Source organism: Stenotrophomonas rhizophila, from assembly GCF_003651185.1.
GTDB lineage: Bacteria > Pseudomonadota > Gammaproteobacteria > Xanthomonadales > Xanthomonadaceae > Stenotrophomonas > Stenotrophomonas maltophilia_Z.
On sequence record NZ_RCDC01000006.1, the window covers coordinates 115,211 to 141,966 of the forward strand.

The window sequence follows — 26,756 nt, forward strand, 5'->3', positions numbered from 1 at the left end:
CGTGTCCCGAACAGCAGCAGGCAAGGACAGCGATGACGCGCGGACGATGGGCAATGGTGGTGCTGATAGCAGCCCTGATGGCGGCGGCCCTGGCATGGACTTTCCTGCGCGAACCGGCCGCGCCCGCGCCGCCGCCGGGCCCGGTGGCGACCGTGCTCGGCTGGACGCCGCAGTTCAGCGTGCTGGCCGGCGACGGTGTCGGTGGCAGCACCGAAGGCCCCGCCGCCCAGGCGCGCTTCGCCGATCCCTACGGGCTGGCGGTGGACGCGCACGGCGTGGTCTACATCGCCGATGCCGGCGACAACAACCGCATCCGCCGCGTTCACCCCGACGGCCGCGTGGACACGCTGGCCGGGCACGGCGAGGGCTGGCGCGATGGCGCCGCGCTGCAGGCGCAGTTCAATACACCGTCCGGCATCGCGTTGGATGCGGCCGGCAACGTCTTCGTCGCCGATACCGGCAATCACGTGATCCGCCGCATCGCGGTGGACGGCACGGTGAGCACGCTGGCCGGTGATGGCCAGCGGGGGTTCGTCGATGGCCCGGCCGCGCAGGCGCGCTTCGATGGGCCGATGGGCGTGGCGGTGGATGCCGGCGGCCGCGTGTACGTGGCCGATACCTACAACGACCGCATCCGCGTCATCGAACCCGACGGACGGGTGCATACCGTCGCCGGTGGTGAGCGCCCAGGGCTGGTGGAGGGCATCGGCGCGGCCACCCGCCTGGATACGCCGGTGGCGCTGGCGTTGGATCCGCAGGGCAACCTGCTGATCGCCGACCTGTTCAACAACGCGATCCGCCAGCTTGCGCCGGATGGCACGCTGAGCACGCGCGTGGCCGACGGCGGTCTGCTCAGTGGGCCCCTGTCCGTGGCAGTAACCCATGACGGGGTGATCTACGCCAGCGACATCAACGGCAAGGTGGTGCAGATCTCGGCGCAGGGCCACCAGCTCGCGCTGGCGGGTGTGCCGCCGCAGCCGCGCTTTGCCCGGCCGACCGCACTCGCACTGGATGCCGATGGCGGGCTGTATCTGGCCGATGCCGCGTCCTACCGGGTGCACCGGCTGCGTGCGCTGGCCGCGGGCCAGACTGCGCCGCCGGCCCTGATCGGCCCGGCACCGGACGCGCCGTTGCCCGACACCGCCGGCCGTTGGCCACTGGCCCCGCAGGACGGGTGGCATGAGGTGGTCGGCACGCTGGGTGAAGTGCGCGGGGATTTCAAGGGCGAGAGTCGCCACCACCTGCACGGTGGCTTCGACATCCGCGGCGATGTCGGTCAGCCGGTGCTGGCGATTGCCGACGGCAAGGTCGATACGCCGTTCGCGGCGTGGTCGGTCGGCGGCCAGGCCGAAGGCCTTTCGCTGGGCCGGCTCAAGTACATCCACATGAAGGTCGGCCGTGACCCGCGCGATCGTCCGTTCGATCCGCGCTGGCAGCAGGTGTCCGGTGAGGACGGCACGTTGGAGCGCATCCGCGTGCGTCGCGGCACCCGTTTCGCCGCCGGCGAAGCGCTGGGCAGCATCAACCGCATGGCGCATGTCCACCTGAGCGTGGGCGCCAGTGGCTTCGAGCGCAATGCGGTGGCGCTGGGCTTCATCGATTACGCCGACACCTTCGCGCCGCGCATCACCGAGGTGGCCGTGCTGGACGATCTGGATCAGCCGATCCAGGCCGGCGCCGATGGCCGCGTTGCGGTCCCGCGCCAGGGCCCGGGCGTGCAGATCGTCGTGGAGGCGTGGGACCAGGTGGACCGCAATCTGCCACGGCGGCGGTTGGGGCTGTACCAGGTCGGCTACCAAGTGCTGGATGCGCAGGGCCAGCCGTTGGCCGGCTACGAGCAGCCGCGCTTCAACATCGTGTTCAACCGGATGCCGCGCGAAGACAGCGCCACCCGCGTGGCCTATGCGCCGGACAGTGGCATCACCGTGCATGGCAGCGCGGTCACCCGGTTCCGCTATCTGGTCACCAACACCGTGCGCGATGGGCTGGTCGAGACCGGGCGCTGGCAGCCGGATGCGTTGCCGGCCGGCGAGTACACCCTGCGTGCCAGTGCGCGCGACTACAGTGGCAATGAGGCGGTCGGCCCGCGCGATCTGAAGATCACGCTGCTTCCCTGAGCGACATCAGGCGCCGACGCGCACGCGCTCGGCGTCCATGTCGGCCAGGGGCCGCACCTCGATGCTGCCGAAACGCGACCACGGGAATTGCTGGGCGATGCGCATCGCCTCGGTGTGGTCCGGCGCGTTGATCAGGTTGAAGCCGGCCAGCAGTTCGTGGGTCTCGGCGAACGGGCCATCGGTGATCCGGGTCTGGCCCTGACGCACACGTACGGTGCGCGCGCTGTCGACCGGTTCCAGCTTCTGCGCGAGCACCAGCGTGCCCTCGGCCTGCAACCGGTCGGCGTGCTGCAGGCAGTCGTGCATCAGGCGGTCGTATTCGTCGCCGGGCAGGGCGTGCAACAGGCCCTCGTCGATATAGATCAGCAGAAGAAATTGCATGGCCGGACCGGGGTGGGCGGGGGAATCCGCATGATGCCCCAGCCCGCGCCCGTGGCGTGTTGCAACGCCGCAGCGGTGCCCTGTTCAGCGATGGAAAAATAAATCGGTCGGGCCTGTCGATTTCCGCCTCGCCGGCACGTTGTATCCAGTGAACGGCCCGGGTTACGGGCTGGCACACAGGAGCACCCCGTGAAAGTCATGGTATTGGTCAAGGCGACGCCGGCCACCGAGGCCGGTCAACTGCCTACCGAGCAGGACATCCGCGCCATGGGCGCCTACAACGAGCAGTTGGTCCAGGCCGGGATCATGTTGGCCGGCGAGGGCCTGCACCCGACCTCGCGCGCCCGCCGGGTGGCGTTCGGCAGCGAACCGCCGCGGGTCATCGATGGGCCATTCGCTGAAACGCGCGAGCTCGTCTGCGGGTTCTGGCTCTGGCAGGTGCGCTCGCTGGACGAGGCCACCGAATGGCTCAAGCGCGCCCCGTTCGCCCCGGGCGATGTGGTCGAGCTCCGCCCGATTCTCAGCGCCGAGGATTTCGGCGATGCCTTCACTCCTGAATTACAGGCGCAGGAACAACGTCTGCGCGACCAGATCGGCACGGCCGATTGATCCATCCCGCATGCCTGGAGCATTCCCATGAAACTGATTCCGTTCCTCGGCTTCAACGGCAAGACCCATGAGGCCACGGCTTTCTACGCGCAGGTGCTCGGCGGCAAGGTCACCTCGGAGATGAAGTACCGCGATATGCCACCGATGGAGAGCAAGGAGGGCTGTGGCGAGATGCCGCCGGAAACGCTGGACCACGTTGCCCACAGCCAGCTGGAGGTTGGCTCGGCGGTGCTGATGGCCGCCGATGGCCCGTCGCCGGACGGTCAGGGCAGCACCACGATCAACATCGAGGTCGACTCGATCGACGAGGCCGAGCGCGTATTCAAGGCGCTGGCCGACGGGGGTGAGATCAAGATGCCGATGACCGAAACCTTCTGGGCCCATCGCTGGGGCTTTCTGATCGACCGCTACGGCAAGCCGTGGATGGTCAACTGCATGAAGCAGCCTTGATTCTTCCGCTCAACAGGAACCGTCCACATGTCCAACGCGACGCAGCAGATGATCTTCGTCAATCTCCCGGTGCGTGATCTGGAGGTCTCCAAGGCATTCTTCGCCGCCCTCGGCTACACCTTCAACCCGACTTTCACCGATGAGAAAGCGGCCTGCATGATCATCAGCGACAGCATCTTCGTGATGTTGCTGGTGGAGACCTTCTTCGCGCAGTTCACGACCCAACCGATCAGCGATGCACGCCGCCAGACCGAGGTGATCACCTGCCTGTCGGCCGAGAGCCGCAAGGCGGTCGATGTGCTGGTGGACACGGCGCTGAAGGCCGGTGCCCGTGAGCCGCAGCCCGCGCGTGACTACGGTTTCATGTACCAGCGCGGCTTCCAGGACCTGGATGGGCACCTGTGGGAGATCGCGCACATGGAGGGCGAACCCGGGTGACGGCACGCCGCGGTGCGGCTTGTGCCACGGCCGCACCGGTGCTCTGATCGGCCGCATGGACACGGCACTGACGCAACGACTGGAGACGATCTGGCGCATGGAATCGCCAGTGTTGACCGCCCGCCTGACCCGCCTGCTTGGCGGCGATGTCGGCCGTGCCGAAGAGCTGGTCCAGGACACCTGGCTGGACGCGCTGGAGCGCTGGCCCAGCCAGGGCGTGCCGGACAACCCCGGAGCGTGGCTGATGACCACCGCGCGCAACCGCGCCATCGATGTGCTGCGCCAGCACCAGCGCGTCGCCGGCCAGCATGCGCAGTACGGCAGTGCGCTGGAGCCGCTGCCATTGCCGGCGCCGGACGACAGCGACGCACTGGAAGACGATATCGGCGATGACCTGCTGCGGTTGATGTTCGTCGCCTGCCATCCGGTGCTGGCCGCCGATGCGCGTGTGGCGTTGACGCTGCGGCTGCTCGGCGGGCTGACCACCGAGGAGATCGCGCGCGCGTTCCTCGCCCCGGAGCCGACCATCGCCCAGCGCATCGTGCGTGCCAAACGCACCCTGGCGCAGAAGCAGGTCCCGTTCGAAGTGCCGCGCCAGGCCGCCTTGCCGGAGCGGTTGGCTTCGGTACTGGAGGTGGTCTACCTGATCTTCAACGAAGGCTATGCGGCCAGCGCCGGCGACGACTGGATGCGCCCGGCCTTGTGCGATGAAGCGCTGCGGCTCGGCCGCGTGTTGGCCAGCCGCCTGCCGACCTGGCCACAGGTGCACGGACTGCTCGCCCTGATGGAACTGCAGGCATCGCGCACCGCCGCACGCACCGATGCGACCGGCACACCGATCCTGCTGCCCGACCAGGACCGCACGCGCTGGGACTGGCTGCAGATCGCTCGTGGCCAGGCGGCCCTGCAGCAGGCGATTGCGCTCGGTGGTGGTGACGATCCCTATGCACTGCAGGCGGCCATCGCCGAGTGCCACGCACGCGCACGCCGCGCCGAAGACACCGATTGGGCAAGGATGGCGGCGCTTTACGCGCGGCTTGCGCAGGTGCAGCCTTCGCCGGTGGTGGACCTCAATCGGGCCGTTGCCGTGTCGCGTGCGCAGGGAGCTGCGGCGGCCTGGCCGCTGGTCGAGCAGCTCAGCGCTGATGCGCGCCTTCGCGACTATGCGCCGCTGGCCGTAGTGCAGGGCGACCTGCTGGCCCAGCTGGGCCGTGCGGCCGACGCACGGGCGGCGTTCGAGCGGGCAGCAGCGCTGACCGCCAACGGCCGCGAACGCGCGCTGTTGCAGGCGCGCGCGGAGGCTCTGGCACAAGGCTGACGCAATCTCATCTTGTCGGTCTGCATGGTTGCGGCTATCGTTGCGCCCTTCACAAGCATGACTGGGGCTGACCCCCGGTCAGCAACCACAGGGACAAAGGCTGATGCCGTCAGGGAAGAAACCGCCACGCGCGATGCGCGCGTGGTTGCTGCTGTGCGTGTTCCTCATCACCCCGTTCGCGCATGCGGCCGACAAGGTACAGCAGGCGTACTGGGCTGGCTTCGCCTATACCGGCGAGCAGGCTGCCCGCAGCGAGGTTGCGCCTCATAGCACCCGGGTCATCGACCGGCGCGGTGCGGAGGCCTTGAACCAACAGCTTGCCGGTGCCCTGCGCCGCCAGCCGCCGAGTCACCTGCAGCTGATCAGCGACCAGCTTGCCAAGCTGGATGGCACCACCAGCGCCACCGTGCTCGCCGCGGCGCTGGACCGTGAACTGGTCTCGGTCGAGCCGATCGGCGAGCAGTACAAGGTGCTGGTGGAGGTAGCACTGCAGGCGCTGTTCTTCGATTTCCGCGAGCGCCAGGTCATCGCCTCCTACCCGGTGACGCTGCAGCGTATCGACCTGCAGGACGACCGCCCGTCCGAAGGGGATATCGACGCGATCATCGCCGATCTGCTCTATGGCACTGCTGCCACCGCACTGCCGCAGGTACTCGCACAGACCCTGGCCAACGCGCAGCTTCCCAACGCCTCGATGCGGCGGCTGCAGGTGGGTGGGGTGACGTTGTCCGATGCGGCCCGGGTCAAGCTGCCCGACCCTGCGATGGAAGGCACCCTGCGCGCCACGCTGGCCCATGAGCTGTCCAAGACGCTGTCGTCCAACACCGGTATCGGCCTGTTGCCACCGGCCACCGGGGAAGCGATCGGCGGTGCGATGGCCGCGCGCTTTGCCGACGGAAAGGTGTATCAGCTCAAGATTCCCGAACCCGATTACGTGGTCACGCTGACGCTCGACGCAATGAAGAGCGGCGTCGTCAATGAAACCGCGGCCATGAAGACGATGCTGTTCGGCGCGTTCTTCCAGGTAAAGGTGACCGAGCCCTTCTCCGGCAAGGTGTATTTCGACCAGCCCCTGCGCAAGGGTGCCACCAAGGTGGTGCCGGTCACGCAGTGGCGGGTGGACCAGTGGTCGGCCAACTACGAAACCGTGTTGGCCGGCTTTGATGCGTTCGCTGGCGCTGCTGCCAAACGGGCGGATTCGCGCGCCTGGCTGGATGAGCAGAAGCCGGGCGGACGCCCCCTGCAACAACAGATCCAGGCCCTCCAGGAGTTGATCAAGTCATGTCGTTGATTCGTGCTGTACTGCTGATTCTCATTGCATTGATGGTCACCGCGCCGGTCGCGGCGCAGACCGCCAGTTCCCGCGGCATGGGCTCGGCCAGCTATGGTCTGCGCCTGAGCGCCGATACCCGTGCCCAGGCCCTGAACAAAGCCAAGGTCAACGCACTGGAAGCCTATATCGCCGAATCGGGCGCGGCCAAGCTGCGCCTGTTCGAGTCGCGCCGTCCGGAGTTCATCGGCGAGATCGACCGCTTCGTGCTCTCCACCGTGACCCTGTCGGAGAACGAGGACAAGAAGGCCAAGACCTACACGATCAGCGTTCGCGCCGAGATCAACACCACGCTGCTGCAGACCAAGCTGGATGCCGGCTCGGCCGTGGCCGGCGCACGCAGCAACGAACGCTCGCTGCTGACCTTCCTGTTCATGGCGCGCTCGCAGGACACCGTGCAGTCGTTCCAGGACAAGGAATACCGCCGCGTTGACGCCAGCCGCAGCTATGACGAAAACACCCGCGAAGGCGACTCCTTCCGTGGCAACTCGGTCAGCACCAACGGCAGCGTCAACCAGAACGCGTCGGTGTCGGTGACCAGCGGCGGCAGCACCACTGCGCGCAGCGACACCATCAGCTGGAAGGTGGCCAACGCCGCCGAGGTCAACACCGCGATGACCGGTGCCTTCAGCAGCGCCGGCTACGAAGTGGTTGAAGCGGAGTACGTCGAAGGCGAAAGCGGCGGCCTGCTCAGCATCGATCGCATCCGCAAGGATTTCAGCACCGGCAACGACCTGTCTGCCGCCACCCTGCGTGATACCGCCAACGGCATCCGCGCCGCGAACATTCCGTACATCGCGGTCGGCACCCTGGATATCGGCATGCGTGACCGCGATCCGGCCTCGGGCAATACCCGCGTGTACGTCACGGTGACCGGCAAAGTGCTGGACGTGACCGGCCGCTTCCCGCGCACCGTCTCTTCGGTCGGCCCGGTGCAGTACGCCGGCCTGGGCCCGAACGAAACCGTCGCCCGTACCAATGCGTTGCGCGAGGCTGCCGAACAGGCCGCCCAGCAGATGATCAACGAGCTGAACGTCAAAGCCGTTCGTTGACGCCGTGCGGCGAACATCGGTGCGCCGCACGCCCCATTGCCTCCAGATCGTTTTTTTCGCCCGTGCCTGCACGGGCGTTCTTCCCTCACACAGGACCCATCCCATGATCCGTACTACCGTCATCGCACTCGCCGTCGCTGCCTCCTTCGCCGCGCCCGCGCATGCTCAGTTGAGCAAGCTCAAGGGTCTGGTCGGCGGCGCGACCGCCACCGAAGCCAGCGCCGCCGGCGCCCCGGACGAAGCCGCGCAGGACGCACTGGTGCGCCGTTTTGTCGCGTCGCAGTCGCATTCGCTGGCCGCGCAGACCTCCTTCGCCAAGGCCTTCGGTCTGGCCGAGCAGGTGCAGCTGCTGGAAGCCGAGCGTCAGGCGCTGTCGTCCGGTGCGGTGGACGTGAGCAAAATGAAGAAGTCCGTGTCTGTCAGCGAAGCCGCCCAAGCGGCGATCGATGAGCGCGTTGCCGCGCAGCCGGAACTCAGCGCCGAATCCAAGCAGTACTACACCGAAGGCCTGGTCTCGCTGATCGCCTCGGCGGCTGAAGGCCAGAAGCTGAGTGGCGAAGCCAGCAACTTCGCCGGTGGCATGAAGAACCTCGGCGCGGCGCAGATGGCCACGCTGGGCCGCAAGCTGGTCGCCGGTGCGTGGGTCGCCAAGGAATCCCCGGGCTACCTCAAGGGCCTGTACGACACCTCCAAGTCGGCGATGACGTTCGCCCGCGCCAGCAAGATCAAGGTGCCGGGCAATGCAGATGCGATGCTCGACGGCCTGAACTGATCCGGGACGGCCACGCATGCAGATTTCTACCCGACTGCTGAGCCTGGCCATCGCCGCTACCCTGCTTGCCGCGTGCGGCAAGCAGGAGGCGCCGGTGGACGAGGTTGCCAGCAAGACTGAATCCAAGGTGCTTTCGGCTGCGAATGCCGACACCGAGCCGTTGCGCGGTACGCCTGATTTCGGCGGCACCACCCAGGTCGCGCGGGAAGCCGACGGTATCGGCAGCACGCCGGAACTGGCTGTACTGGCTGCGCTGCAGTCGGCCGTGGCGCAGGTCAACGGCGTCCGTGTCGCCAGCCAGATGCAGACGCTCCGCGCCGGTCTGGATGTCGATGTCGACGGTCACCACGTCGGCAGCCTCCAGGCCAATGCCTTCGCCCAGCAGGCGATCGCGGCGTCGCAGGGAGCCGTGCTGGGCTACGAGATCCTCTCGCAGGAGGAAATCCGTCAGATTGATGAGGAAGTGATTGAACGCGTGCGGGCCAGCGATGCCGGCTTCACGTACGCCGCCTCGGCGTCGGCCAGTGGCTCGGCACAGGCGCAGGCCGACGCGAGCGGACAAGGCGGTTCGGCTTCGGCCAGCGTCAAGCAAAGCTACAAGGAAAGCGCGAAGGTCGATGCCAAGCGGGGGGCGAGTTCGTACGAGTCCGACGTCAGCCATCGCACCATGCGCAGCTACTGGAAGGTCCGCATCCGTGCCGACATCGCCAAGTACCGCGCACCGGACGAGCAGGGCCGGCCGAAGATCGTCGTCGCCCTGCCGCACGTCCGGTCGGGTAGCTATGCCGTCGGCGATGGCCGGGTAAGCAGCGAAGAGGTGGCGCGTGCCATCCGTGCACGCCTGTCCGACACGCTGACCCAGACCAAGCGTTTCATCGTGCTCGATCGTGAGTTCGGCGATGAAATGCAGGCCGAGATCGATCACATCAACAGCGGCAACGTGCGCCTGCAGGACACCGCACGCCTGGGCCAGCAGCTGGCGACGGATCTGATCCTGATTCCGAGCATCGAGCGTTTCGAGTACCCGCGCAGCGTGCGTCAGCTGCGCATGTCCGATCGCCAGGTGAGCTCGTACTCCGGCGGCGGTCGCATCACGTTGCGGCTGATAAACGCGGCCACCGGTGAAGTGGTGATGTCCGACAGTTTCGACCACCAGTTGGCCTCGACCGGGCCGAGCACGCTGCCGCGTGTGGTGGACGGCAAAGGCATGGCCGCGACGATGATGGATTCGCTGTCCGGCCAGATCGGGACCGCGATCATCACCGAGATCTTCCCGGTCTCGGTCGTATCGTTGAGCGGTGACCAGGTGGTGCTGAGCCAGGGCGGCGACGCGCTGCAGGTCGGCCAGCGCTGGCAGGCGGTGATGCTGGGCGAGGCCCTGAAGGACCCGCAGACCGGCCGCTCGCTGGGGCGCAATGAGACCCCGTGCTGCACGATCCGCATTGATCGCGTTGCCGCGCAGACCTCGTACGGGACGCTGGAAGAAGGTGCGGATCTCGGCGGCGCAGGCTTCCGCCCGGGTGCCATTGAACTGCGCAAGCAATTGGGTGCGGTGAAGCCGGCCACGACCGCTGCGGCGCCGTCGGGTAGCGGCAAGGCACCAGTCCGTGCCGCCAAGCCTGCCGCGGCGGCCAAGCCGGCAGATGATCCGAACTGGTAAACGATGGCGCCGGGCCTTGGCCCGGCGCCTGTCCAGCTGCGGCATCGCCTACACTCGGGGTCCAGGTTTGGTCCCGTTGTGGAGAGAGCGATGAAGCGAGTAGTACTGAGCGTGCTGGCCCTGTCGGTGTCTGGCGCCCTGATGGCGGCGACGCCCAAATTCGACGGCGCGCGGATCTCCGCCGACGTCAAGGAGCTGGCCTCCGATGCCTACGAAGGCCGCTCGCCGGCCACGGCCGGTGAAGGAAAGACCATCGCCTTCCTGAGCAAGCAGTTCGCCGCGGCCGGCCTGCAGCCGGGCGGCGACCTCAAGGACGGCAAGCGCCTGTGGACACAGGCCGTGCCGCTGCTCAAAGGCGATATCGTCGGCACCCCGAGCCTGTCGCTGAGCAGCAAGGGCACGCCGCAGACGCTGAGCCAGGGCAAGGAAATCGCCGTGCGTGCCGCCATGAACGGTGCCAGCGAGGTGGACATCAAGAACGCGCCGCTGGTTTTCCTGGGCTACGGCGTCAAAGCCGGCGAGCGCAACTGGGACGACTTCAAGGGCGTGGACCTGAAGGGCAAGATCGCGGTCGTGCTGATCAACGATCCGGACTTCGAAACCGGCCAGGGCGATTTCGACGGCAAGGGCATGACCTACTACGGCCGTTGGACCTACAAGTACGAAGAAGGCGCGCGCCAGGGCGCCCTGGGTGTGCTGATCGTGCACGAGACCGCACCGGCCTCGTATGGCTGGGCCACCGTGGCCGGCTCCAACACCAACACCATGTTCGACGTGGTCCGCGACAACCCGGCCGAAGCGCATCCGCTGCTGGAAGGCTGGATCCAGCGCGATCTGGCGGTGGAACTGTTCAAGCGCTCGGGCCTGGATTTCGAGGCGCTGAAGAAGCAGGCGCAGACCCGCGACTTCAAGCCGGTCGAGCTGAAGGGCGAGACCTTCTCGGCCAAGTACGCGGTCAAGACCGAGGTGATCACCTCGCACAACGTGGCCGCGCGCCTGGAAGGCAGCAAGCATCCCGACGAGACCGTGATCTACAGCGCGCACTGGGATCACATCGGCGTGGGCAAGCCCGACGCCAACGGCGACACCATCTTCAACGGTGCGCTGGACAACGCCAGCGGCACCGCCTCGCTGGTCGAGCTGGCGCGCGGCTTCGCCAAGGCCAAGCGTCCGGAGCGTTCGGTGCTGTTCCTGGCCGTCACCGCCGAGGAAAAGGGCCTGCTCGGCTCGGAGTACTACGCCAGCCACCCGCTGTATCCGCTCGGCAAGACCGTGGCGCTGATCAACATGGATGGCATGGCGCCCTTCAGCCCGTCGCGTGATTTCGGCATCTACGGCTCGGCCAAGCTGGAACTGCTGGACCAGCTCAAGGACGTCGCCAAGGGCTGGGACATCCGCTACACCCCCGATCCGAAGCCGGAAGCCGGCCTGTTCTTCCGCTCCGATCACTTCCCGTTCGCCAAGCGCGGCGTGCCGGCGGTGTCGTACTCGGCGGGCCAGGATTGGGTGGAAGGCGGCGTCGCCGCGGGCAAGGCGGCGTCGGATGACTACACCGCCAAGCGCTATCACCAGCAGGGTGACGAATGGCAGCCGGACTGGACCTTCGCCGGTGCCTCGCGCGATCTGGAAGTGCTGTACACGCTGGGCAACCAGCTGGCCAACTCGCGCGCCTGGCCGAACTGGAGCGAAGACTCCCAGTTCCGCGCCCCGCGTGACGCCAGCGCCGCCGAGCGGAAGTAAGACCGCGTCCGGCCGGTATCGCCGGCCGGACCCCCAACCCGGCGCCATGCCAAGCGTGGCTGGCAGTCCCGGATCCCGATGTAGAGCCACGTCATGCGTGGCTTCGCGATCCCGGAACGAACGCCAGCCACCCATGGGGTGGCGCTACGCGGCTTCATCCCCCCAAACCCCGCCTTCGTCGCATGCCGCTTGTTCGCACTCGCGGCAGGGCTATGCTCGCCTCACTCCCTATGTGATGACGCCGCCGTGTTCGCCAGCCTCTCCCTGATCTTCCGCATTCTGTTGGCCTGGGCCGCCGCCATCGTGGTGGCGGGGTTTGTCTGGAGTGGCTTCTTCCATGGCATGGACGAAGGCCCCGGCTGGGTGTTCGGCTTGTTGGCCCTGTTCGTGATGGTGACGGCCCTGGGCAGCTGCATCGCCCATATCCGCCGGGTCCAGCATGCGGCCGGGCGCCTGGACGCGGCCACCCTGTCCAGCCGCCAGCGGCGCCAGATCGAGGTCCCAATGGATGCGGGCCCCGCCTTCGCCTTGGTCGAAGCCGCCATCGCCGAGCTGCCGCGGGTGGAAGACATCGAAAGCGCTCCGGGCAGCCTGCAGGTCCGTGCCTACGTGCGCCGCGTGGATCCCTACAACGGCCGCCCGCCGTCACGCTGGAACCTGCCTGCGCGGCTGGCAATCAAGCGCAACAGCGTGCTCGCCACGGTCACGCCGGGGCAGGGCACCAGCAGCGTGACGCTGCTGTTCGAGCCCGATGCCGGGGTCTGGGCCGATCTGCTCGCCGTCGACGAAGGCAGCAACCATGAGAACGCCGAAGCGGTCGGCCGTGCGATCACCCGTCGGGTGGCCGAGCAGCGCCGCGATGAGCAGGCCGCCGCCGAGCAGACAGCGACCGAGAAGGAACTCTCGGTGGCCAAACTCAACCTGCTGCATGCCCAGGTCGAGCCGCACTTCCTCTACAACACCCTGGCCAACGCGCAGGTGCTGACTCGCACCGATCCACCGCGCGCGGATCAGATGCTCGGGCACCTGATCCAGTACCTGCGCAGTTCGCTGCCCAGCGTGGACGAATCGATGTCCACCCTGGGCGTGGAGCTGGAGCGCACCCAGGCCTACCTGGAAATCCTCAAGATCCGCATGGGTGCACGCCTGGCCCTGCAGGTGGATGTGCCGCCGGCGCTGACCAGCCTGCCGCTGCCGTCGATGGCGCTGCAGACCCTGGTGGAGAATGCGATCAAACACGGGCTGGAACCCAAGCCCGGTGGTGGCACGGTGTGGATCATCGCGCGCGCCTTCGAGGACCATGTCACCCTCACCGTGGCCGATGACGGCCTCGGCTTCGGGCAGGGCACCAGCGGTACCGGGATCGGCCTGAAGAACCTGCGCGAGCGCCTGCGTCTGACCTGCGGTGAGCGCGCCGGCGTGGCCATCGTGTCCAATTTCCCCAGCGGCGTGGCGGCAACGATCACCCTGCCGCGCGATGCCCGGGAGGCGATCCATGCAGCTTGATGCACTCATTGCCGAAGACGAAGACCTGCTGCGCCAGTCGCTGGTCGCCCAGCTGCAGCGGCTATGGCCCGAGCTGCGGCTGGTGGCCGAATGCGAGGATGGCGCCAGTGCGCTGGAGCGCTTGGCCGAGCTGAAGCCGGACCTGGCCCTGCTCGACATCCGCATGCCGGGCATCACCGGCATCGAGGTGGCCCGCGCGCTGCCCGAGATCAGCCCGCGCACCCAGGTGGTGTTCGTCACCGCTTACGACCAGTATGCGATCGATGCCTTCGAACAAGGCGCGATCGACTACCTGCTCAAGCCGGTCAGCGATGAGCGTCTGCTCGCCACGCGCGAGCGGATCCTGGCCCGCATGCAGCTGGGCCGACCGGACAGCGGGATGCTCGAGCAGCTGCTGCAGCGCCTCGGCAATCAGCCCGCCGCCGCCTCAAGCGCGCCGCCACTGGCCTGGATCACGGCCAGCAACGGACGCGACACGCAGCTGATCATGCTCGAAGACGTGATCTACTTCCGTGCCGACAGCAAATACACCACCGTGGTCACCGAGCAGGGCGAAAGCCTGCTGCGTACCTCACTGCGCGAACTGCTCGATGCGCTCGACCCACAACGGTTCCGCCAGATCCACCGCTCCACCATCGTCAACATGAAAGCCGTCGCCGCGGTCACCCGCGATGACACCGGCCGCGGCCAGCTGCGCTTGAAGCACCGCGCCGAAGTGCTCAATGTCAGCCAGCCCTTCATGAGTCTGTTCCGCGGGATGTAACGCGCCTTTTCTTTCGTCTGGAGCCTGCCATGCGTATCGCCGTTGTCGCCAGTCTCTGCGTGCTGGTGCTGGCTGCCTGCCAGCAATCGAGCAACACCTCCGTCACCCGCATCCGCGCCAATGGCGTGGATACGCTGTACAGCAAGACCACGGTCGACAACGGGGTGGCCAACTTCGATTGCATCGCCAGCAGCAGCGGCCACTGCCATTACCTGGTGCTGGACGCGCGCTGCGGGAAGGACACCGACTGCCCCTATCCGCCTCTGCACCGGCTGTCGGTGGCGGTCGGCAAGACCGAGCAGATGGCCGGGCTGCCGGCCGGCTTCCGGCACTGCGTCAGCGCAGTCCAGAAAGAACAATGCCACCGTGAATGATCACGGTGGCATCGTGGCTCCTCCCGCTTTTCAGTAGGGTCAGAACGCGGGCTGCAGATGCAGGTTGGTGCCGTTGGGCTGCTCGCCGACGTGGTTGAGCTGCCCGACCAGTTCGGTGTGCTGCTTCATCCGGCCGATCTCGCGCATGATGCGGATGTCCTCGTGGCGCAGCTCGCGCTTGGCGCTCACGGCCTGCTTGTAATCCAGGACTTCCGGATAGTGATGGGCCATGTCCAGCGCTTCGGCCACGCATTCCACCGTATCGGCATCGGAGGTGATCCGGGCGCGGCTGTTGAAGGCCTTCATCCAGCGCTCGAAGCCGGCGGTGTGATCGAACATGTTGGCCATGAACCAGATCACGAACAGGATCGAGACCCATGACCCGAACACGATCACCACGCGGGTGAAGGTGATATGGAAGTCATCCTTCCACAGGTAGTTGCTGATCAGGCCCAGGATCAGCAGCGAGGACGCCTGCCACCCGACGATCGAGGCCATCAGCCATTGGCCCTTGGCCTTGGCGAGCACCGCGACTTCTTCGCGGATCTGCTGTTCACTCTTGTTACGCCAATGCGCGACCTGTTTTTCGAACGGGCTGCTGTACAGCTCGTTGTCCTGCAACAGCAAACCCAAACCTTTGAACAAAGCGATCATGACGAGCTCCTTCTGGAACGTGCGGCAGCGCATTGGACGACGTTGTGGCACGACCAGTTCTAGCACTTTCACGGCGCTTGGCAATGGGCAAAGCGCAAAGATCCGGCGTCATTCCTGCCTGAATGGGCAAACTCGCAGCGGATTTGCGCACTGCGGCACGTAAATCACCGGGTAAATAGGCCGCGGACGCCGGTTCTCATGCTGCAGTTGCACAATGCGCAGGCCCAGCGCCACCGTGCCCTCGCCAGCCCCGGCGGTATCACGCAGAATTGACGCATCCGCGCGAAACGCCGGTCCGCTCCGCCCTCGGTACTGTTGATGTCTTCCCTGCTGCGTTCGCTTGCCCGCCCTGCCACCGCCCCGATCCGCCGCTGGGTGCTGGGCGCCTTCCCCCGCGGCCAGAGCGGGATCGATTACGACCATCCGCTGGGCGATCCCGGCTGGTTCGGCCCGGACAGCATCACCTGGCGCGTGCACTCCGAGTTTCCCGGCATGCTCGCCGGCGGCCTGTGTGCCCTGATGCTGCAGACCCTGCATCCATTGGCACTGGCCGGGGTGTACGACCACTCGAACTTCCGCGATGACCTGGTGGGCCGCCTGCGCCGCACCACCGCGTTCGTCGCCGGCACCACGTACGCACCGAGCGCGGAAGTGGAGGCGCTGATCGCCAAGGTGACCCGCATCCATGCACAGGTACGCGGGCACACCGCCGACGGCCGCGCGTATTCCGCCGACGATCCGGCGCTGCTCACCTGGGTGCACGTCACCGAAGCCTACGGCTTCCTGCAGGGCTGCCGACGCTATTGCCGCGACGTGCCCACGGCGGTCGCCGACCGGTATTACCGCGAGTACAAGCGCGTGGCCGAGGCGCTCGGCGCCACCGATGTACCCGCCTCGGAAGCGGAGGTCGACGCGTACTTCGCGCGCCAGCAATCCGGGCTGGTGTTCGATGCCCGTTCGCAAGAAGTACTGGCGGTGTTGTCCGGCATCCGCTTGCCGGTACCGATGGCGGGGTTGTCGCGCGAGCTGTTCCTCGGTGCGGGCGCGGCGCTGTTGCCGGACTGGGCTACGACGATGCTGGCGCGCACGCCGATGCAGCGTGCGCAGTCGCGTGCCTCTGCGGTGATGTTGAGAGGCATGGCGCCTTTGTTCCGACGTGCCCTGCAGGATGGCCTGGCGACGCGCGCATGCACGCGTATGGATGTGCCGGCTGGCGTGCTTGCTGATTGGCCTTGAAGCGGTAGGTGCCGATCGTTGGTCGGTACTCGCGAGTGCCTGTGTCTGATGGTTAGGTCGGACACGTGCAGGCTTCCGGGACCCGCTGCAAGTCCCGCTCCGCGGCCCGGCCCAGCCGCTGGCGGCTGTGCGTTCAGTCGCATGCGAGGCAGTGCCTCGCAAGCAATGCGCCTTCACCCAAGTAAGCTCGTATGCCGCCATCCATGGCGGCATACGGTCTCTCCAGCCTGCACGTGCCCGCCCCCTGACAATTGGCTGGTGGCCATGCTGAGGTCAAAAGCCAGCGAACAGCGCTGAGCGGCAAGGCTGAGTGGTAGCGCCGGGGTGCACGTCCAAGTGCCAATCCGCTGTGCGGATGCTGAGCAGCGAAGTACGCAGCTGCTCAGAGCAGAAGTGCAGAGCATCAAGGCGATGCCGTGCAGCCGAGTAGCCAAGCACAGAGCAAAGCCACAGAGCAAAGCCAGAGAGCAAAGCCACAGAGCAAAGCCGACACCATCACTGTCGGAGCCGCAGAGCCCGCGCCTGCTCTTCCCCTTGCGCACCAGCCCACTGTCAAAGGGTGGACATGGGTGGGGTGGCGGCATACGAGCTTACTTGGGTGAAGGCGCATTGCTTGCGAGGCACTGCCTCGCATGCGACTGAACGCACAGCCGCCAGCGGCTGGGCCGGGCCGCGGAGCGGGACTTGCAGCGGGTCCCGGCACCCCACCCATGCCCACCCAAACCAGCGCAAACGCAAACCCCAGCCGTGGCTCTGCTCCAGCTCTGCAGCTCTGCAGCTCTGTAGCTCTGTAGCTCTGTAGCTCTACAGCAAAAAAAAACGGGCGCCGAAGCGCCCGTTCTCTCATCTCAGCAAAACGCGATGAAAAGCCTCACCACACCTTGACCCGCTTCTCCGGCGCCAGATACAGCTTCTGGCCTTCCTTCACCTCGAAGGCCGGATACCAGGCATCCAGATTGCGAACCGTCAACGCACGGAACTGCCCCGGCGCATGCACATTCGTCAACAGCGAATTACGCAACGCCTGCTCGCGCGCCTTGCTGCGCCACGCCTGCGCAAAGCCCAGGAAGAACCGCTGATCCGGCGTAAAGCCCTCCAGCGTCTGGCCCGGCTTGCCCTGCAGCGACAACTGATACGCATCGTAGGCCGTCGACAGACCCGCCACGTCCGCAATGTTCTCGCCCAGCGTCAAACGACCATTCACCGATACCCCCGGGAACGGACTGTAGCTGCTGAACTGCGCCGCCAGCGCATCCCCGGCCGCGTTGAACTTCTTCAGATCTTCCGCCGTCCACCAGTTCTGCAGCTTGCCCGTCTCATCGAACAGCGCACCGGCGTTGTCGAAGCCGTGGCTGATCTCATGGCCGATCACGGCACCGATCGCACCGTAGTTCACCGCATCATCGGCCGCACCGTCGAAGAACGGCGGCTGCAGGATCGCGGCGGGGAACACCAGGCGGTTTTCCAGCGGCACGTTCATCGCATTGATGGTCTGCGGCAGCATCGCCCACTCGCTGTGGTCCACCGGCTTGCCCAGCTTGGCGATGTTGCGGCGGTACTCGAACATCTCTGCACGCTCGGCATTGCCCAGCGCGTCATCGCGCTTGATCTCCAGGCCCGTGTAATCGCGCCACTTGTCCGGGTAGCCCATGCCCACCGTCAGGCCGTCGACCTTAGCCTTGGCACGCGCCTTGGTCTGCGGCGACATCCACGCCAGCGCATCGATGCGCTTGGCGAAGGCGGCAATGATGTTCTTGGCCATCTCGTCCGCACGGGCCTTGGTGGCCGGGTCGAAATGACGCTCGACGTACAGCTTGCCGATCGCTTCACCGACGGCATGGTTGCTGTCATCCACCGCACGCTTCCAGCGCTCGCTCTGCTGCGGGGTGCCGTTGAGCGTGGTGCCGTGGAAGGCGAAGCGCGCATCGGCGAACGACTTGGGCAGGTACGGGGCGGCGCGGTCCAAAGCATGGAAGGCGAGGTAGTCCTTCCAGACTTCCAGCGGCTCGGTCGCGACCAGGCGCGAAATGCCGGCCACGGCCTTGGGCTGCCACACGATGAAGTCCTGCTGGGCGTCCAGGCCGGCCGAGGCCAGGAAGGCGCTCCAGTCCATCCCCGGCGCCTTGGCGCTCAGGTCGGCCTGCTTCCAGGCGTTGGCGCCCTTGGCGACGTCGTTGGTGTCTTCCTGGGTGGCGTGGGCCTGGGCGATCTTGATCTCCAGCGCGAGGATGCGCTGCGCCTTGGCCGCCGGATCGGCGACGCCGGCCAGCTGCAGCACCTGGGCGATATACGCCTGGTACTGCTTGCGGATCTCGGCCATGCGGCCGCCCTGCAGGTAGAAGTCGCGGTCCGGCAGGCCCAGGCCGCCCTGCACCAGGTAGGGCGCGGTGCGGTCCGGCTGCAGCAGATCCACCGAGACCCACACGCCGAACAGGCGGTCGGTGTAGAAGTTGGTGGCGTTGAGCAGGTCCACATCGGCGCGCAGGGTGCCGCCCAGCGCGGTGGCCAGCGCGGCCTTGTCGCCGATGCCCGCGATGGCGTCCAGCGCTGGCTTGACCGGGGCGGCACCGCGTGACTCGATGCCGGTCTCGTCCATGAAGGCGGCGTAGTAATCGCCGATCAGCTTGGTCTCGCCCTCGGCCGTGGTATCGGCCGCGGCGCCTTCGAGGATCGCGCGGGTGTCGGCCAGGGTCTTTTCGGAAATGACGTTGAAGCTGCCGTAGCTGGAACGGTCGGCCGGGATCTCGGTGTTCTTGACCCAGGTGCCGTTGGCGAAGCCGAAGAAGTCATCGCCGGCGGCGATGCTGCGGTCCATGCCGGCGGCGTCGAAGCCGAAACTGCCGAGCTGCGGCTTGGGCGCGGCCGGTTCGGCCGGAGCGGCGTCGGGCGCGGCCGCGGCCGGCGCAGTCGCCTGGCGGTCACAGGCGGCCAGGCTCAGCGACAGGCTGGCGGCAATGGCGAGCATCAGGGTGGGGCGGCGCAGCTTGGACATTGAGCTTCTCTGCAACGGAAACATCCAAGTCTAATCCTGTCCCGGGCGCACGGTTATGCCGGCTTCGGCGGCATCGGGTACCGGATCTGCCCGTCCCCGGATTCACCGAGGTGAACGGCCTATTGCGGTGCTTCCCGTCCTGCGCGTGCTCGTGCATGCTGGTACGGCACGGATTCCGCGCGCGCCCGTCGGCGCCCGCGTGACGATCATGGCGTCAAGAATCCCGGGCAGCGGCCGCTCAGGTTTGGGGAAACCAGGAAGCGTGTACAGATGAAGTCAGCCTGTCGTTCGGGAAAAGGGTTGCGATGCCCGCGTTGAACCGTGCCCTGGCGCGGCCACTGCGGACGTTCGTGTGGCTGGGGGTTTCCCTGGGCGCGCTGCTGGCTGGCGGGCTGGTGGCGACACTGGTCAATGATGGCCAGCGCCGACAGGAAGCCGCGCAGCGCCAGAGTTCGGCGCTGGCGACCGGCGCCCAGCGCCTGCTGCGGCTGGAGCTGCGCAATCTGGAGCGGGTGATGCAGGGCATTTCCCGGGATGGTGCGTTGCTGTTCCAGCGCGTGCCGGCGCAGGCTCCCGATCTGCTCGATGCCAGCATCGCCGGCGCCCTGCAGCGGCATGCAGAACTGCACAGCATCGTGGTGGTCGACCAGTACGGGCGCGCCCTGACCAGTGGCAGTGGCGACCTGCAGCTGCCGTTATGGGCGGTGGATGACAACCGCGGCCACGGCAGCCAGGTGTTCCTCGGCCCGCCCCAAGCGCTGGATGCCGCGCAGTGGATCCTGCCGCTGGCGCTGCCCATGGGCGGCGACCGCTGGCTGCTGGCGCGGCTGCGCACGGCCGAACTGCAGTCGATCATCGGCGGTATGGACACCGGCGATGCCGGCGTGATCTCCATCACCGACCCGCATGGCTATGTGCTGGCGCGCAGTCCGGACCCGGCCGGGGTGGTGGGGCGTCGTTTCGGCCTGGCCAAGCGCGAGCTGCTGCGCCGGGACGCGTTGACCCCACTGGGGACCGAGATCAGCGCGGTCGATGGCATCGAGCGGATTTCCAGCCTCAGCACGCTGGCGCAGTACCCGCTGGCGGTCTACGCCGGGTTGGGCCGGCGCGATGTGCTGGCAGCGTGGTGGCCGTATGTGCAGGCCTCGATCGGCGTCTACCTGCTGTACTGGGCGCTGTTCGGCGCGGTGTATGTGAGCCTGCGCCGTGCCACCCGCGATCAGGACACGCTGAGCGAGGAGCTGCGCACCGGCCATGCCGAACTGCGCATGGCGCACCAGGTCGGCAAGGTCTGCACCTGGTACGTGGATGAGGATGCCTGCCTGCTGCGCTGGTCACCGCTGGCGCGCGAGATTTTCGGCATCGACATCGAGAGCCTGCCGGTCGCCGATTTCTTCGCACGCGTGCACCACGAAGATACCGTACGCATGCAGCAGGCCTTCGACGCCGCGTTTGCCGGCAGCGGCGTGCTCGATGAAATGTTCCGCCTGGTGTTGCCGGGGGGCGCGATCCGCTGGGTGTCCGCGCGTGGCCAGCGGGTGGCGGTGGTGGACCGTGAGCGCCGCATGATCGGTGCATTGACCGATGTCAGCGAGCGGGTCGATGCGCTGGCCAGGGTGCAGCAGGCCGAGCGGCAGTTCCGGCTGCTGTTCGACCGCAACCCGGCGCCGTTCTGGGTGTTCGATCCGGACACGCTGCGCTTCCTGGAAGTCAACGAAGCGGCGGTGCGCCAGTACGGCTACAGCCGCGATGAATTCCTGGCAATGAGCATCCTGGATATCCGCCCGCGCGAAGGCTGGGAGGAGATCCGCGGGGCGATTGCACAGGCCCGCATCGGCGACGTGCAGGATGCGCAGGTGCGCCTGCACCAGCGCAAGGACGGCACCGTGTTCGAGGTCCGCGCGCATCTGGCCCGGCTGGATTTCGACGGGCGCCAGGCCTGCCTGGTGCTGGCCGAGGATGTCAGCGAGCGGTTGGCCTACGAGCGCGATCTGGCGTATCACGCCACCCACAACCCGGCGACCGGCCTGCTCAATACGCGTGCGCTGGCCGCGCAGCTGGACGAGGAGGGCGGGGCGTACACCATTGCCTACGTGCAGTTCCGTGGCCTGCAGCTGGTCGCCGATACGCTCGGCCGGGAGGTCGGCGACGTAGTGCTGCAGGCGATGGCCAAGCGCCTGGGCGGGCTCGGCGTGCGCTATGGGCTGCTGGCCTTCCAGCCGGCCGAGGATTTCATCTTCGCCATCCGCGACGACCATCAACGCCAGACTGCGCTGGATACGCTGGTGCAGACCGTCTCAGAGCCGGTGCGCGGGCAGGACTGGCTGCATCAGTTCGAGCCGCGCATTGGCGTGGCGGTCAAGGCCGACGCCGACACCAGCACCAGCACCGCCGAGCAGGTGATCGGCATGGCCGCGCAGGCCGCGCATGCGGCGCGCGACGAAGGCAACGTGATCGCTTGGTATGACGCGACGGTGAGTTCGCGTTTGTCCGAACGCCTGCGCCTGGCCGGGCGCATCCACAGCGCGATCGACACCGAGTTCGAGCTGTATTACCAGCCGATCTGCCACGCAGGCGACAGCAGTCCAGCCGCGCTGGAAGCCCTGCTGCGCTGGCCGCAGGCCGACGGCAGTTTCATTCCACCGGGTGAGTTCATCCAGCTGTGCGAAGACACCGGCCTGATCCTGGCGCTGGGCCGCTGGGTGATCCGCGCCGCCGCGCAGGCACAGCGGCAACTGGTCGATGCCGGTTGGGACCTGCCGATCGCGGTGAATGTCTCGGCGGTGCAGTTCTTCAACAGCGACCTGGTGGCCGAGTTCACCCGCGCCAGCCAGGAATACGGGCTGGCCCGCGGTGCGCTGCAGGTCGAGCTGACCGAGAGCAGCCTGATGCGCAAACCCGGCCAGGCCAAGCAGACCATGCAGCGGCTGCACGAGCAGGGCATCTGCATCTCGCTGGACGACTTCGGTACCGGCTATTCCAATATGTCCTACCTGCAGCACCTGCCACTGGACATCCTCAAGATCGACCGCAGCTTCGTGGCCGACGTGGAAACCAATCCGCGTAATGCCTCGATCTGCCGTGCACTGCTGTCACTGGGGCACAGCATGGGCCTGACCATCATCGCCGAAGGCGTGGAGACCCCCGGGCAGCACCAGTGGCTGGCTGCGCATGGCTGTGACCAGGTGCAGGGCTATCTGCTCGGCCGCCCGATGCCGCTGGCCAACGTCATCGCGCAGTTGGAGGCGGTGGAGGCGTAGTGCGCCGGGCGTTGCCCGGCCGCCGCCACGCATCATCCGCCCAGAGCTTCCACCAGGTAGTCGATGAAGCTGCGCACCTTCGGCGCCAGATGGCTGCGGCTGGTGTATACCGCATGGATGCCGATGCCCGGCACCGTCCACTCCGGCAGGACGCGCTCCAGCCGCCCGTCGGCGAGCGCGTCGGCGACCAGGAAATCCGGCTGCACGATGATGCCCATCCCGGCGATCGCGGCCTCGCGCAGCACATCGCCGTTGTTGGCACGCACACCGCCACGTACCGGCACGGAGACCTCCCCGCGTGGCCCCTGCAGCTGCCACGCATCCCCGCCGCCCCAGTAGCTGTACTGCAGGCACTCGTGCGCGGCGAGATCTTCGGGTTGCTGCGGCCGGCCATGCGCATCCAGATATGCCGGCGCCGCGCACAGGCTGATCTGCGCGTCGGCCAGCTTGCGGGCGATCAGTGCCGGGCTGGGCTGGCGGGTGATGCGGATCGCCACGTCGTAGCCTTCTTCGACCATGTCCACCAGGCGGTCGGACAGCGACAGGTCCAGCTCCACCTGCGGGTAGCGCGCGCGGTAGCCGGCCAGCAGTGGGCCCAACCGGGCGATGCCATAGCTGACCGGCGCGTTGATGCGCAGCCGCCCCGAGGGCTCCAGGGCCTGCGCGCTGATGCCGGCCTCCAGCGCATCGAACTCGGCCAGCAGCCGCACGCACTCGGCGTAATAGGCCGCGCCCGTGCTGGTCGGGCTCACGCGGCGGGTCGTACGGTTGAGCAGCCGGGTCGAGAGGCGCTTTTCCAGCGCGGCGATCTGCCGGGTCACTCCCGCGGTGGACAGGTCCAGGGCCTGCGCGGCGGCACTGAAGCCGTTGCGCTCGACCACGGCGACAAACACACGCATGGCATCCAGAGTGTCCATTGTTTCTATTTCCGAAATAAACAGCGTCGATACATCGTATTTATTGGTAAGGCTGCGCGCAATAAGCTCAGGGCCGTCGTCGCGCTATTGGAGTCCGTGATGTCCCGCTTGCCCTCCCTGTATATCTCCCACGGCTCGCCGATGACCGCGCTCAACCCCGGTCTGGTCGGCGAGCGCCTGGCGGCCCTGGCGGCGCGCCTGCCGCGTCCGCGGGCGATCATCATGGCCTCGGCGCACTGGCTGAGCCATGAGCCTGTGGTCGGCGGGCATGCCCAGCCCCCCACCCTCCATGATTTCGGCGGTTTTCCGCAGGCGCTGTTCGATCTGAAGTACCCGGCGCCGGGCGACCCCGCGCTGGCGCAGGAGATCGCGCAGCGGCTGACCGCGGCCGGCCTGCCGACCGCGATCGACCCGCAGCGCGGTCTCGACCACGGTGCCTGGGTGCCGCTGCGCTTTCTGTACCCGCAGGCGGAGATCCCGGTCGTGCCGCTGGCGATCCAGCCGTTGCTTGGGCCGGCCCATCAGTTCGCACTGGGCCGCGCGCTGGCACCGCTGCGCGAGCAGGGCGTGCTGTTGATCGGCTCGGGCAGCATCACCCACAACCTGCACGATTGGCGCAGCTACCCGGACGGCAAGGAAGCGCCGTATGTGCGGCCCTTCATCGAGTGGGTGGAGCAGCGCCTGCAGGCCGATGACAGTGCCGCCTTGCTGGACTACCGCCGTCAGGCCCCGTACGCCGTGCAGGCGCACCCTAGCGACGAGCACCTGCAACCGCTGCACGTCGCGATGGGCGCGGCCGGTGGCGATGCGCTCGGCGCGCAGCGTATCGATGCCGGGATTGATGCCGGCTTCCTGGCGATGGACATCTATCGCTTCGACGGCGCCGACGCGCAGCAGCGCGCCGCATGAGTGCCGTGCTGTCCGCGAACTGAGCCTGGCGCGCCCCGCGCATTCGCGTGGCGGCGCACGTGTGGTACGTTTTTTCCTGTTTCCGGCGCCGGCTGCCTGCAGCCCCCCCCCCCGCGCTGCTTACTGGAAAATGCATGCATACCATTGAAGTCGTCCTGGCGATGCTGGTGGCGGTGGTCGCCAGCGGCTACCTGGTCCGCGTATTGCCGTTGTCGCTGCCGCTGCCGCTGGTGCAGATCGGGCTGGGCGCGGTCATAGCCGGGGTGTTCAACCGCGGCCACGCGCTGGAGCCGGAGATGTTCTTCCTGCTGTTTCTGCCGCCGCTGCTGTTCCTGGATGGCTGGCGCATCCCCAAGCAGGGCCTGTTCCGCGATAAAGGCGTGATCCTGGAGCTGGCCTTCGGGTTGGTGGTGTTCACCGTGATCGGGGCCGGCTTCCTGATCCATTGGATGATCCCGGTGATGCCGCTGGCGGTGGCGTTCGCGCTGGCCGCGATCATCTCGCCGACGGACCCGGTGGCGGTCAGTTCGATCGCCTCGCGCGCGCCGATCCCCAAACGGCTGATGCACATCCTGGAAGGCGAGTCGTTGCTCAACGATGCCTCCGGCCTGGTCTGCTTCCGCTTCGCGGTGGCGGCGGTGATGACCGGCTCGTTCTCGCTGGCCACCGCCTCGCTGACGTTCCTGTGGGTGGCCGTGGCTGGGCTGGCGATCGGTGTCGCGGTGACGCTGGGCGTGTCCACCTTCCAGCGCTGGCTGTGGCGGCGCTTCGGCGAGGAGCCGGGCGCGGCGCTGCTGGTCAACCTGTTGATTCCCTTCGCGGCCTACCTGCTGGCCGAAGAGTTCAACGCCTCGGGCATCCTCTCGGCGGTCGCTGCCGGCATCACGATGAGCTATGTGGAACTGAGCGGCCGCGTGTCCGGCAGCATGCGCGTGCAGCGCACGGCCGTGTGGAACATGCTGCAGTTCAGCTTCAACGGCATCATGTTCGTGCTGCTCGGCGAGCAGCTGCCGGGCATCGTGGAGCGCGCGATCAAGACGGTCAGCGAAAGCGGGCATCACAGCGCGTGGTGGCTGCTGGTCTACGTGGTGGTGATCAATCTGGCGCTGGTACTGCTGCGCCTGGCCTGGGTGTGGCTGTCGCTGCGCTGGAGCCTGCTGCGCGCGCGCCATCGTGGCGAGGCGCGGCAGGGCACGTCCTGGCGGATCGTGGTGGCCACCTCGGTGGCGGGTGTGCGCGGTGCGATCACCCTGGCCGGCGTGCTGACGCTGCCGCTGTTCCTGCCCGATGGCAGTGCCTTCCCGGCGCGCGATCTGGTGATCTTCCTGGCCGCGGCGGTGATCCTGATCTCGCTGGTCGGCGCCAGCATCGCGCTGCCCCGCCTGCTCAAAGGGCTGGAACTGCCGGCCGATTCGGGCGAACGCAAGGAAGAGGATCTTGCCCGCAAGCTCGCCGCCAAGGCCGCGCTGGCCGGTGTGGAGCGCACGCGCCAGCAGCTGGTGCAGAACCAGACCACCGAGAACGTGCAGCTCTACAACGACGCCGCCTCACGGGTGAGCCTGCTGTACCAGCGCAACCTGGAGAAGGACGCCGGGCCGGATGCCGATCCGGACAAGGTGAAGCGGATGGAGCAGGGCTACCGCCAGCTGCGCACCGCCGGGCTCACCGCCGAGCGCGAAGAGCTGTTCCGCCTGACCCGGCGCGGCAAGATCTCCGATGAGATCTCGCGCAGGCTGATCCGCAATCTGGATCTGCTGGAGACGCGGCAACGCGATTGAGGCCGCACCGTGCCACGGGTGGAGCCACCCCATGGGTGGCTGCGCGGACCCACTGGAACCCACGCGTCCGGGACGAAGGGCAGCCACCCATGGGGTGGCTCTACCCCGGCACACGTGGATCAGGCGTCCGGCTTCTGATCCAGGAAGTAGGCCACCACGGTGCCCTTGATCTTGATCGTCATCGGGTTGCCGCGGCGGTCGCGGGCCTTGCCGGCCTGCACGCGGATCCAGCCTTCGCTGACCGAATACTCTTCAACGTTGTCGCGCTCGACATCGTTGAAACGGATGCCCACGCCGCGCTCCAGCGCAGCGGCATCGTGGAAGGGGCTGGCCGGGTTGATCGCCAGGTGATCGGGAGGGGTATCGCTCATGGTCACAGGATGCTGACGACCACCAAGGCCGCCTTCTGCCGTACAGGATAAACCGCAGCGGGCCCTGCGCCGAATTTCGCTTCCTGCCAACGCCCTTGCACGGCAGAATGCGCCCCTGTCTCCAGGAAT

Annotated in this window: 22 protein-coding genes; 17 read left to right on the forward strand and 5 right to left on the reverse strand. The window is 67.3% G+C overall.

Going from position 1 to position 26,756, the window contains the following annotated elements:
• Window positions 1-32 precede the first annotated feature (32 nt).
• The gene (locus tag BCL79_RS14705; RefSeq protein WP_259462187.1) at window positions 33-2,117 is read left to right on the forward strand and encodes an SMP-30/gluconolactonase/LRE family protein; all 2,085 of its coding nucleotides are present in this window, start codon (window positions 33-35) and stop codon (window positions 2,115-2,117) included.
• Between the two features lie 6 nt (window positions 2,118-2,123).
• On the opposite strand, the gene BCL79_RS14710 is transcribed toward BCL79_RS14705, so the two are convergent.
• Entirely contained in the window at window positions 2,124-2,498 is a 375-nt protein-coding gene (locus BCL79_RS14710) for a YciI family protein (RefSeq protein WP_121042395.1), read from the reverse strand.
• A 189-nt stretch (window positions 2,499-2,687) separates the two neighbouring features.
• Here BCL79_RS14710 and BCL79_RS14715 point away from each other — a divergent pair, with 189 nt between their 5' ends.
• The 12 genes from BCL79_RS14715 (at window position 2,688) to BCL79_RS14770 (ending at window position 14,510) form a co-directional block, all read left to right on the forward strand.
• On the forward strand, window positions 2,688-3,107 hold the full coding sequence (locus tag BCL79_RS14715; RefSeq protein WP_121042397.1) for a YciI family protein: 420 nt from the start codon (window positions 2,688-2,690) through the stop codon (window positions 3,105-3,107).
• A gap of 27 nt (window positions 3,108-3,134) precedes the next feature.
• Window positions 3,135-3,557 carry a VOC family protein gene (locus BCL79_RS14720; RefSeq protein WP_121042399.1) on the forward strand — a complete coding sequence of 141 codons (423 nt, stop codon included), beginning with the start codon at window positions 3,135-3,137 and terminating at the stop codon, window positions 3,555-3,557.
• A 27-nt stretch (window positions 3,558-3,584) separates the two neighbouring features.
• Window positions 3,585-3,995: a VOC family protein gene (locus tag BCL79_RS14725; RefSeq protein WP_121042401.1), complete on the forward strand. Its 411-nt coding sequence runs from the start codon at window positions 3,585-3,587 to the stop codon at window positions 3,993-3,995.
• 55 nt (window positions 3,996-4,050) lie between these two features.
• Entirely contained in the window at window positions 4,051-5,313 is a 1,263-nt protein-coding gene (locus tag BCL79_RS14730; protein WP_121042835.1) for an RNA polymerase sigma factor, read from the forward strand.
• Between the two features lie 133 nt (window positions 5,314-5,446).
• Window positions 5,447-6,604, forward strand: a complete 1,158-nt coding sequence (locus tag BCL79_RS14735; protein ID WP_121042403.1) for a hypothetical protein — start codon at window positions 5,447-5,449, stop codon at window positions 6,602-6,604.
• Window positions 6,595-7,695 carry a hypothetical protein gene (locus tag BCL79_RS14740; protein WP_121042405.1) on the forward strand — a complete coding sequence of 367 codons (1,101 nt, stop codon included), beginning with the start codon at window positions 6,595-6,597 and terminating at the stop codon, window positions 7,693-7,695. The genes BCL79_RS14735 and BCL79_RS14740 overlap by 10 nt, the downstream gene beginning before the upstream one ends.
• A 103-nt stretch (window positions 7,696-7,798) precedes the next feature.
• Window positions 7,799-8,467 carry a hypothetical protein gene (locus BCL79_RS14745; protein ID WP_121042407.1) on the forward strand — a complete coding sequence of 223 codons (669 nt, stop codon included), beginning with the start codon at window positions 7,799-7,801 and terminating at the stop codon, window positions 8,465-8,467.
• Between the two features lie 16 nt (window positions 8,468-8,483).
• The gene (locus BCL79_RS14750; RefSeq protein ID WP_121042409.1) at window positions 8,484-10,127 is read left to right on the forward strand and encodes a CsgG/HfaB family protein; all 1,644 of its coding nucleotides are present in this window, start codon (window positions 8,484-8,486) and stop codon (window positions 10,125-10,127) included.
• 90 nt (window positions 10,128-10,217) lie between these two features.
• Window positions 10,218-11,867 (forward strand): M28 family metallopeptidase, encoded by a 1,650-nt coding sequence (locus BCL79_RS14755; protein ID WP_121042411.1) that lies wholly within the window; start codon window positions 10,218-10,220, stop codon window positions 11,865-11,867.
• 246 nt (window positions 11,868-12,113) lie between these two features.
• Window positions 12,114-13,373, forward strand: a complete 1,260-nt coding sequence (locus BCL79_RS14760) for a sensor histidine kinase (protein ID WP_121042413.1) — start codon at window positions 12,114-12,116, stop codon at window positions 13,371-13,373.
• The gene (locus BCL79_RS14765) at window positions 13,363-14,136 is read left to right on the forward strand and encodes a LytR/AlgR family response regulator transcription factor (RefSeq protein ID WP_121042416.1); all 774 of its coding nucleotides are present in this window, start codon (window positions 13,363-13,365) and stop codon (window positions 14,134-14,136) included. Before BCL79_RS14760 ends, BCL79_RS14765 begins: the two co-directional genes overlap by 11 nt.
• A gap of 29 nt (window positions 14,137-14,165) precedes the next feature.
• The gene (locus BCL79_RS14770; protein WP_121042418.1) at window positions 14,166-14,510 is read left to right on the forward strand and encodes a hypothetical protein; all 345 of its coding nucleotides are present in this window, start codon (window positions 14,166-14,168) and stop codon (window positions 14,508-14,510) included.
• Between the two features lie 39 nt (window positions 14,511-14,549).
• Here BCL79_RS14770 and BCL79_RS14775 read toward each other — a convergent pair whose 3' ends face one another.
• Entirely contained in the window at window positions 14,550-15,164 is a 615-nt protein-coding gene (locus tag BCL79_RS14775) for a hypothetical protein (protein WP_183073795.1), read from the reverse strand.
• 318 nt (window positions 15,165-15,482) lie between these two features.
• Here BCL79_RS14775 and BCL79_RS14780 point away from each other — a divergent pair, with 318 nt between their 5' ends.
• Window positions 15,483-16,400, forward strand: a complete 918-nt coding sequence (locus BCL79_RS14780; protein ID WP_121042422.1) for an oxygenase MpaB family protein — start codon at window positions 15,483-15,485, stop codon at window positions 16,398-16,400.
• Between the two features lie 871 nt (window positions 16,401-17,271).
• Here the strand turns inward: BCL79_RS14780 and BCL79_RS14785 are convergent.
• Window positions 17,272-19,392: a M13 family metallopeptidase gene (locus BCL79_RS14785; protein WP_121042424.1), complete on the reverse strand. Its 2,121-nt coding sequence runs from the start codon at window positions 19,390-19,392 to the stop codon at window positions 17,272-17,274.
• 305 nt (window positions 19,393-19,697) lie between these two features.
• Between BCL79_RS14785 and BCL79_RS14790 the strand changes: the two genes are divergently transcribed.
• A complete protein-coding gene (locus BCL79_RS14790; protein WP_121042427.1) occupies window positions 19,698-22,652 on the forward strand; it encodes a bifunctional diguanylate cyclase/phosphodiesterase in 2,955 nt (984 codons plus the stop codon).
• Window positions 22,653-22,684: 32 nt separating this feature from the next.
• On the opposite strand, the gene BCL79_RS14795 is transcribed toward BCL79_RS14790, so the two are convergent.
• On the reverse strand, window positions 22,685-23,569 hold the full coding sequence (locus tag BCL79_RS14795; RefSeq protein WP_121042429.1) for a LysR family transcriptional regulator: 885 nt from the start codon (window positions 23,567-23,569) through the stop codon (window positions 22,685-22,687).
• A 99-nt stretch (window positions 23,570-23,668) separates the two neighbouring features.
• On the opposite strand from BCL79_RS14795, the gene BCL79_RS14800 reads away from it, so the two are divergent.
• Window positions 23,669-24,478 carry a dioxygenase family protein gene (locus BCL79_RS14800; RefSeq protein WP_121042431.1) on the forward strand — a complete coding sequence of 270 codons (810 nt, stop codon included), beginning with the start codon at window positions 23,669-23,671 and terminating at the stop codon, window positions 24,476-24,478.
• Window positions 24,479-24,612: 134 nt separating this feature from the next.
• A complete protein-coding gene (locus BCL79_RS14805; RefSeq protein ID WP_121042433.1) occupies window positions 24,613-26,256 on the forward strand; it encodes a Na+/H+ antiporter in 1,644 nt (547 codons plus the stop codon).
• 119 nt (window positions 26,257-26,375) lie between these two features.
• Here BCL79_RS14805 and BCL79_RS14810 read toward each other — a convergent pair whose 3' ends face one another.
• The gene (locus BCL79_RS14810; RefSeq protein ID WP_088432755.1) at window positions 26,376-26,627 is read right to left on the reverse strand and encodes a DUF3297 family protein; all 252 of its coding nucleotides are present in this window, start codon (window positions 26,625-26,627) and stop codon (window positions 26,376-26,378) included.
• Between the last annotated feature and the right edge of the window lie 129 nt (window positions 26,628-26,756).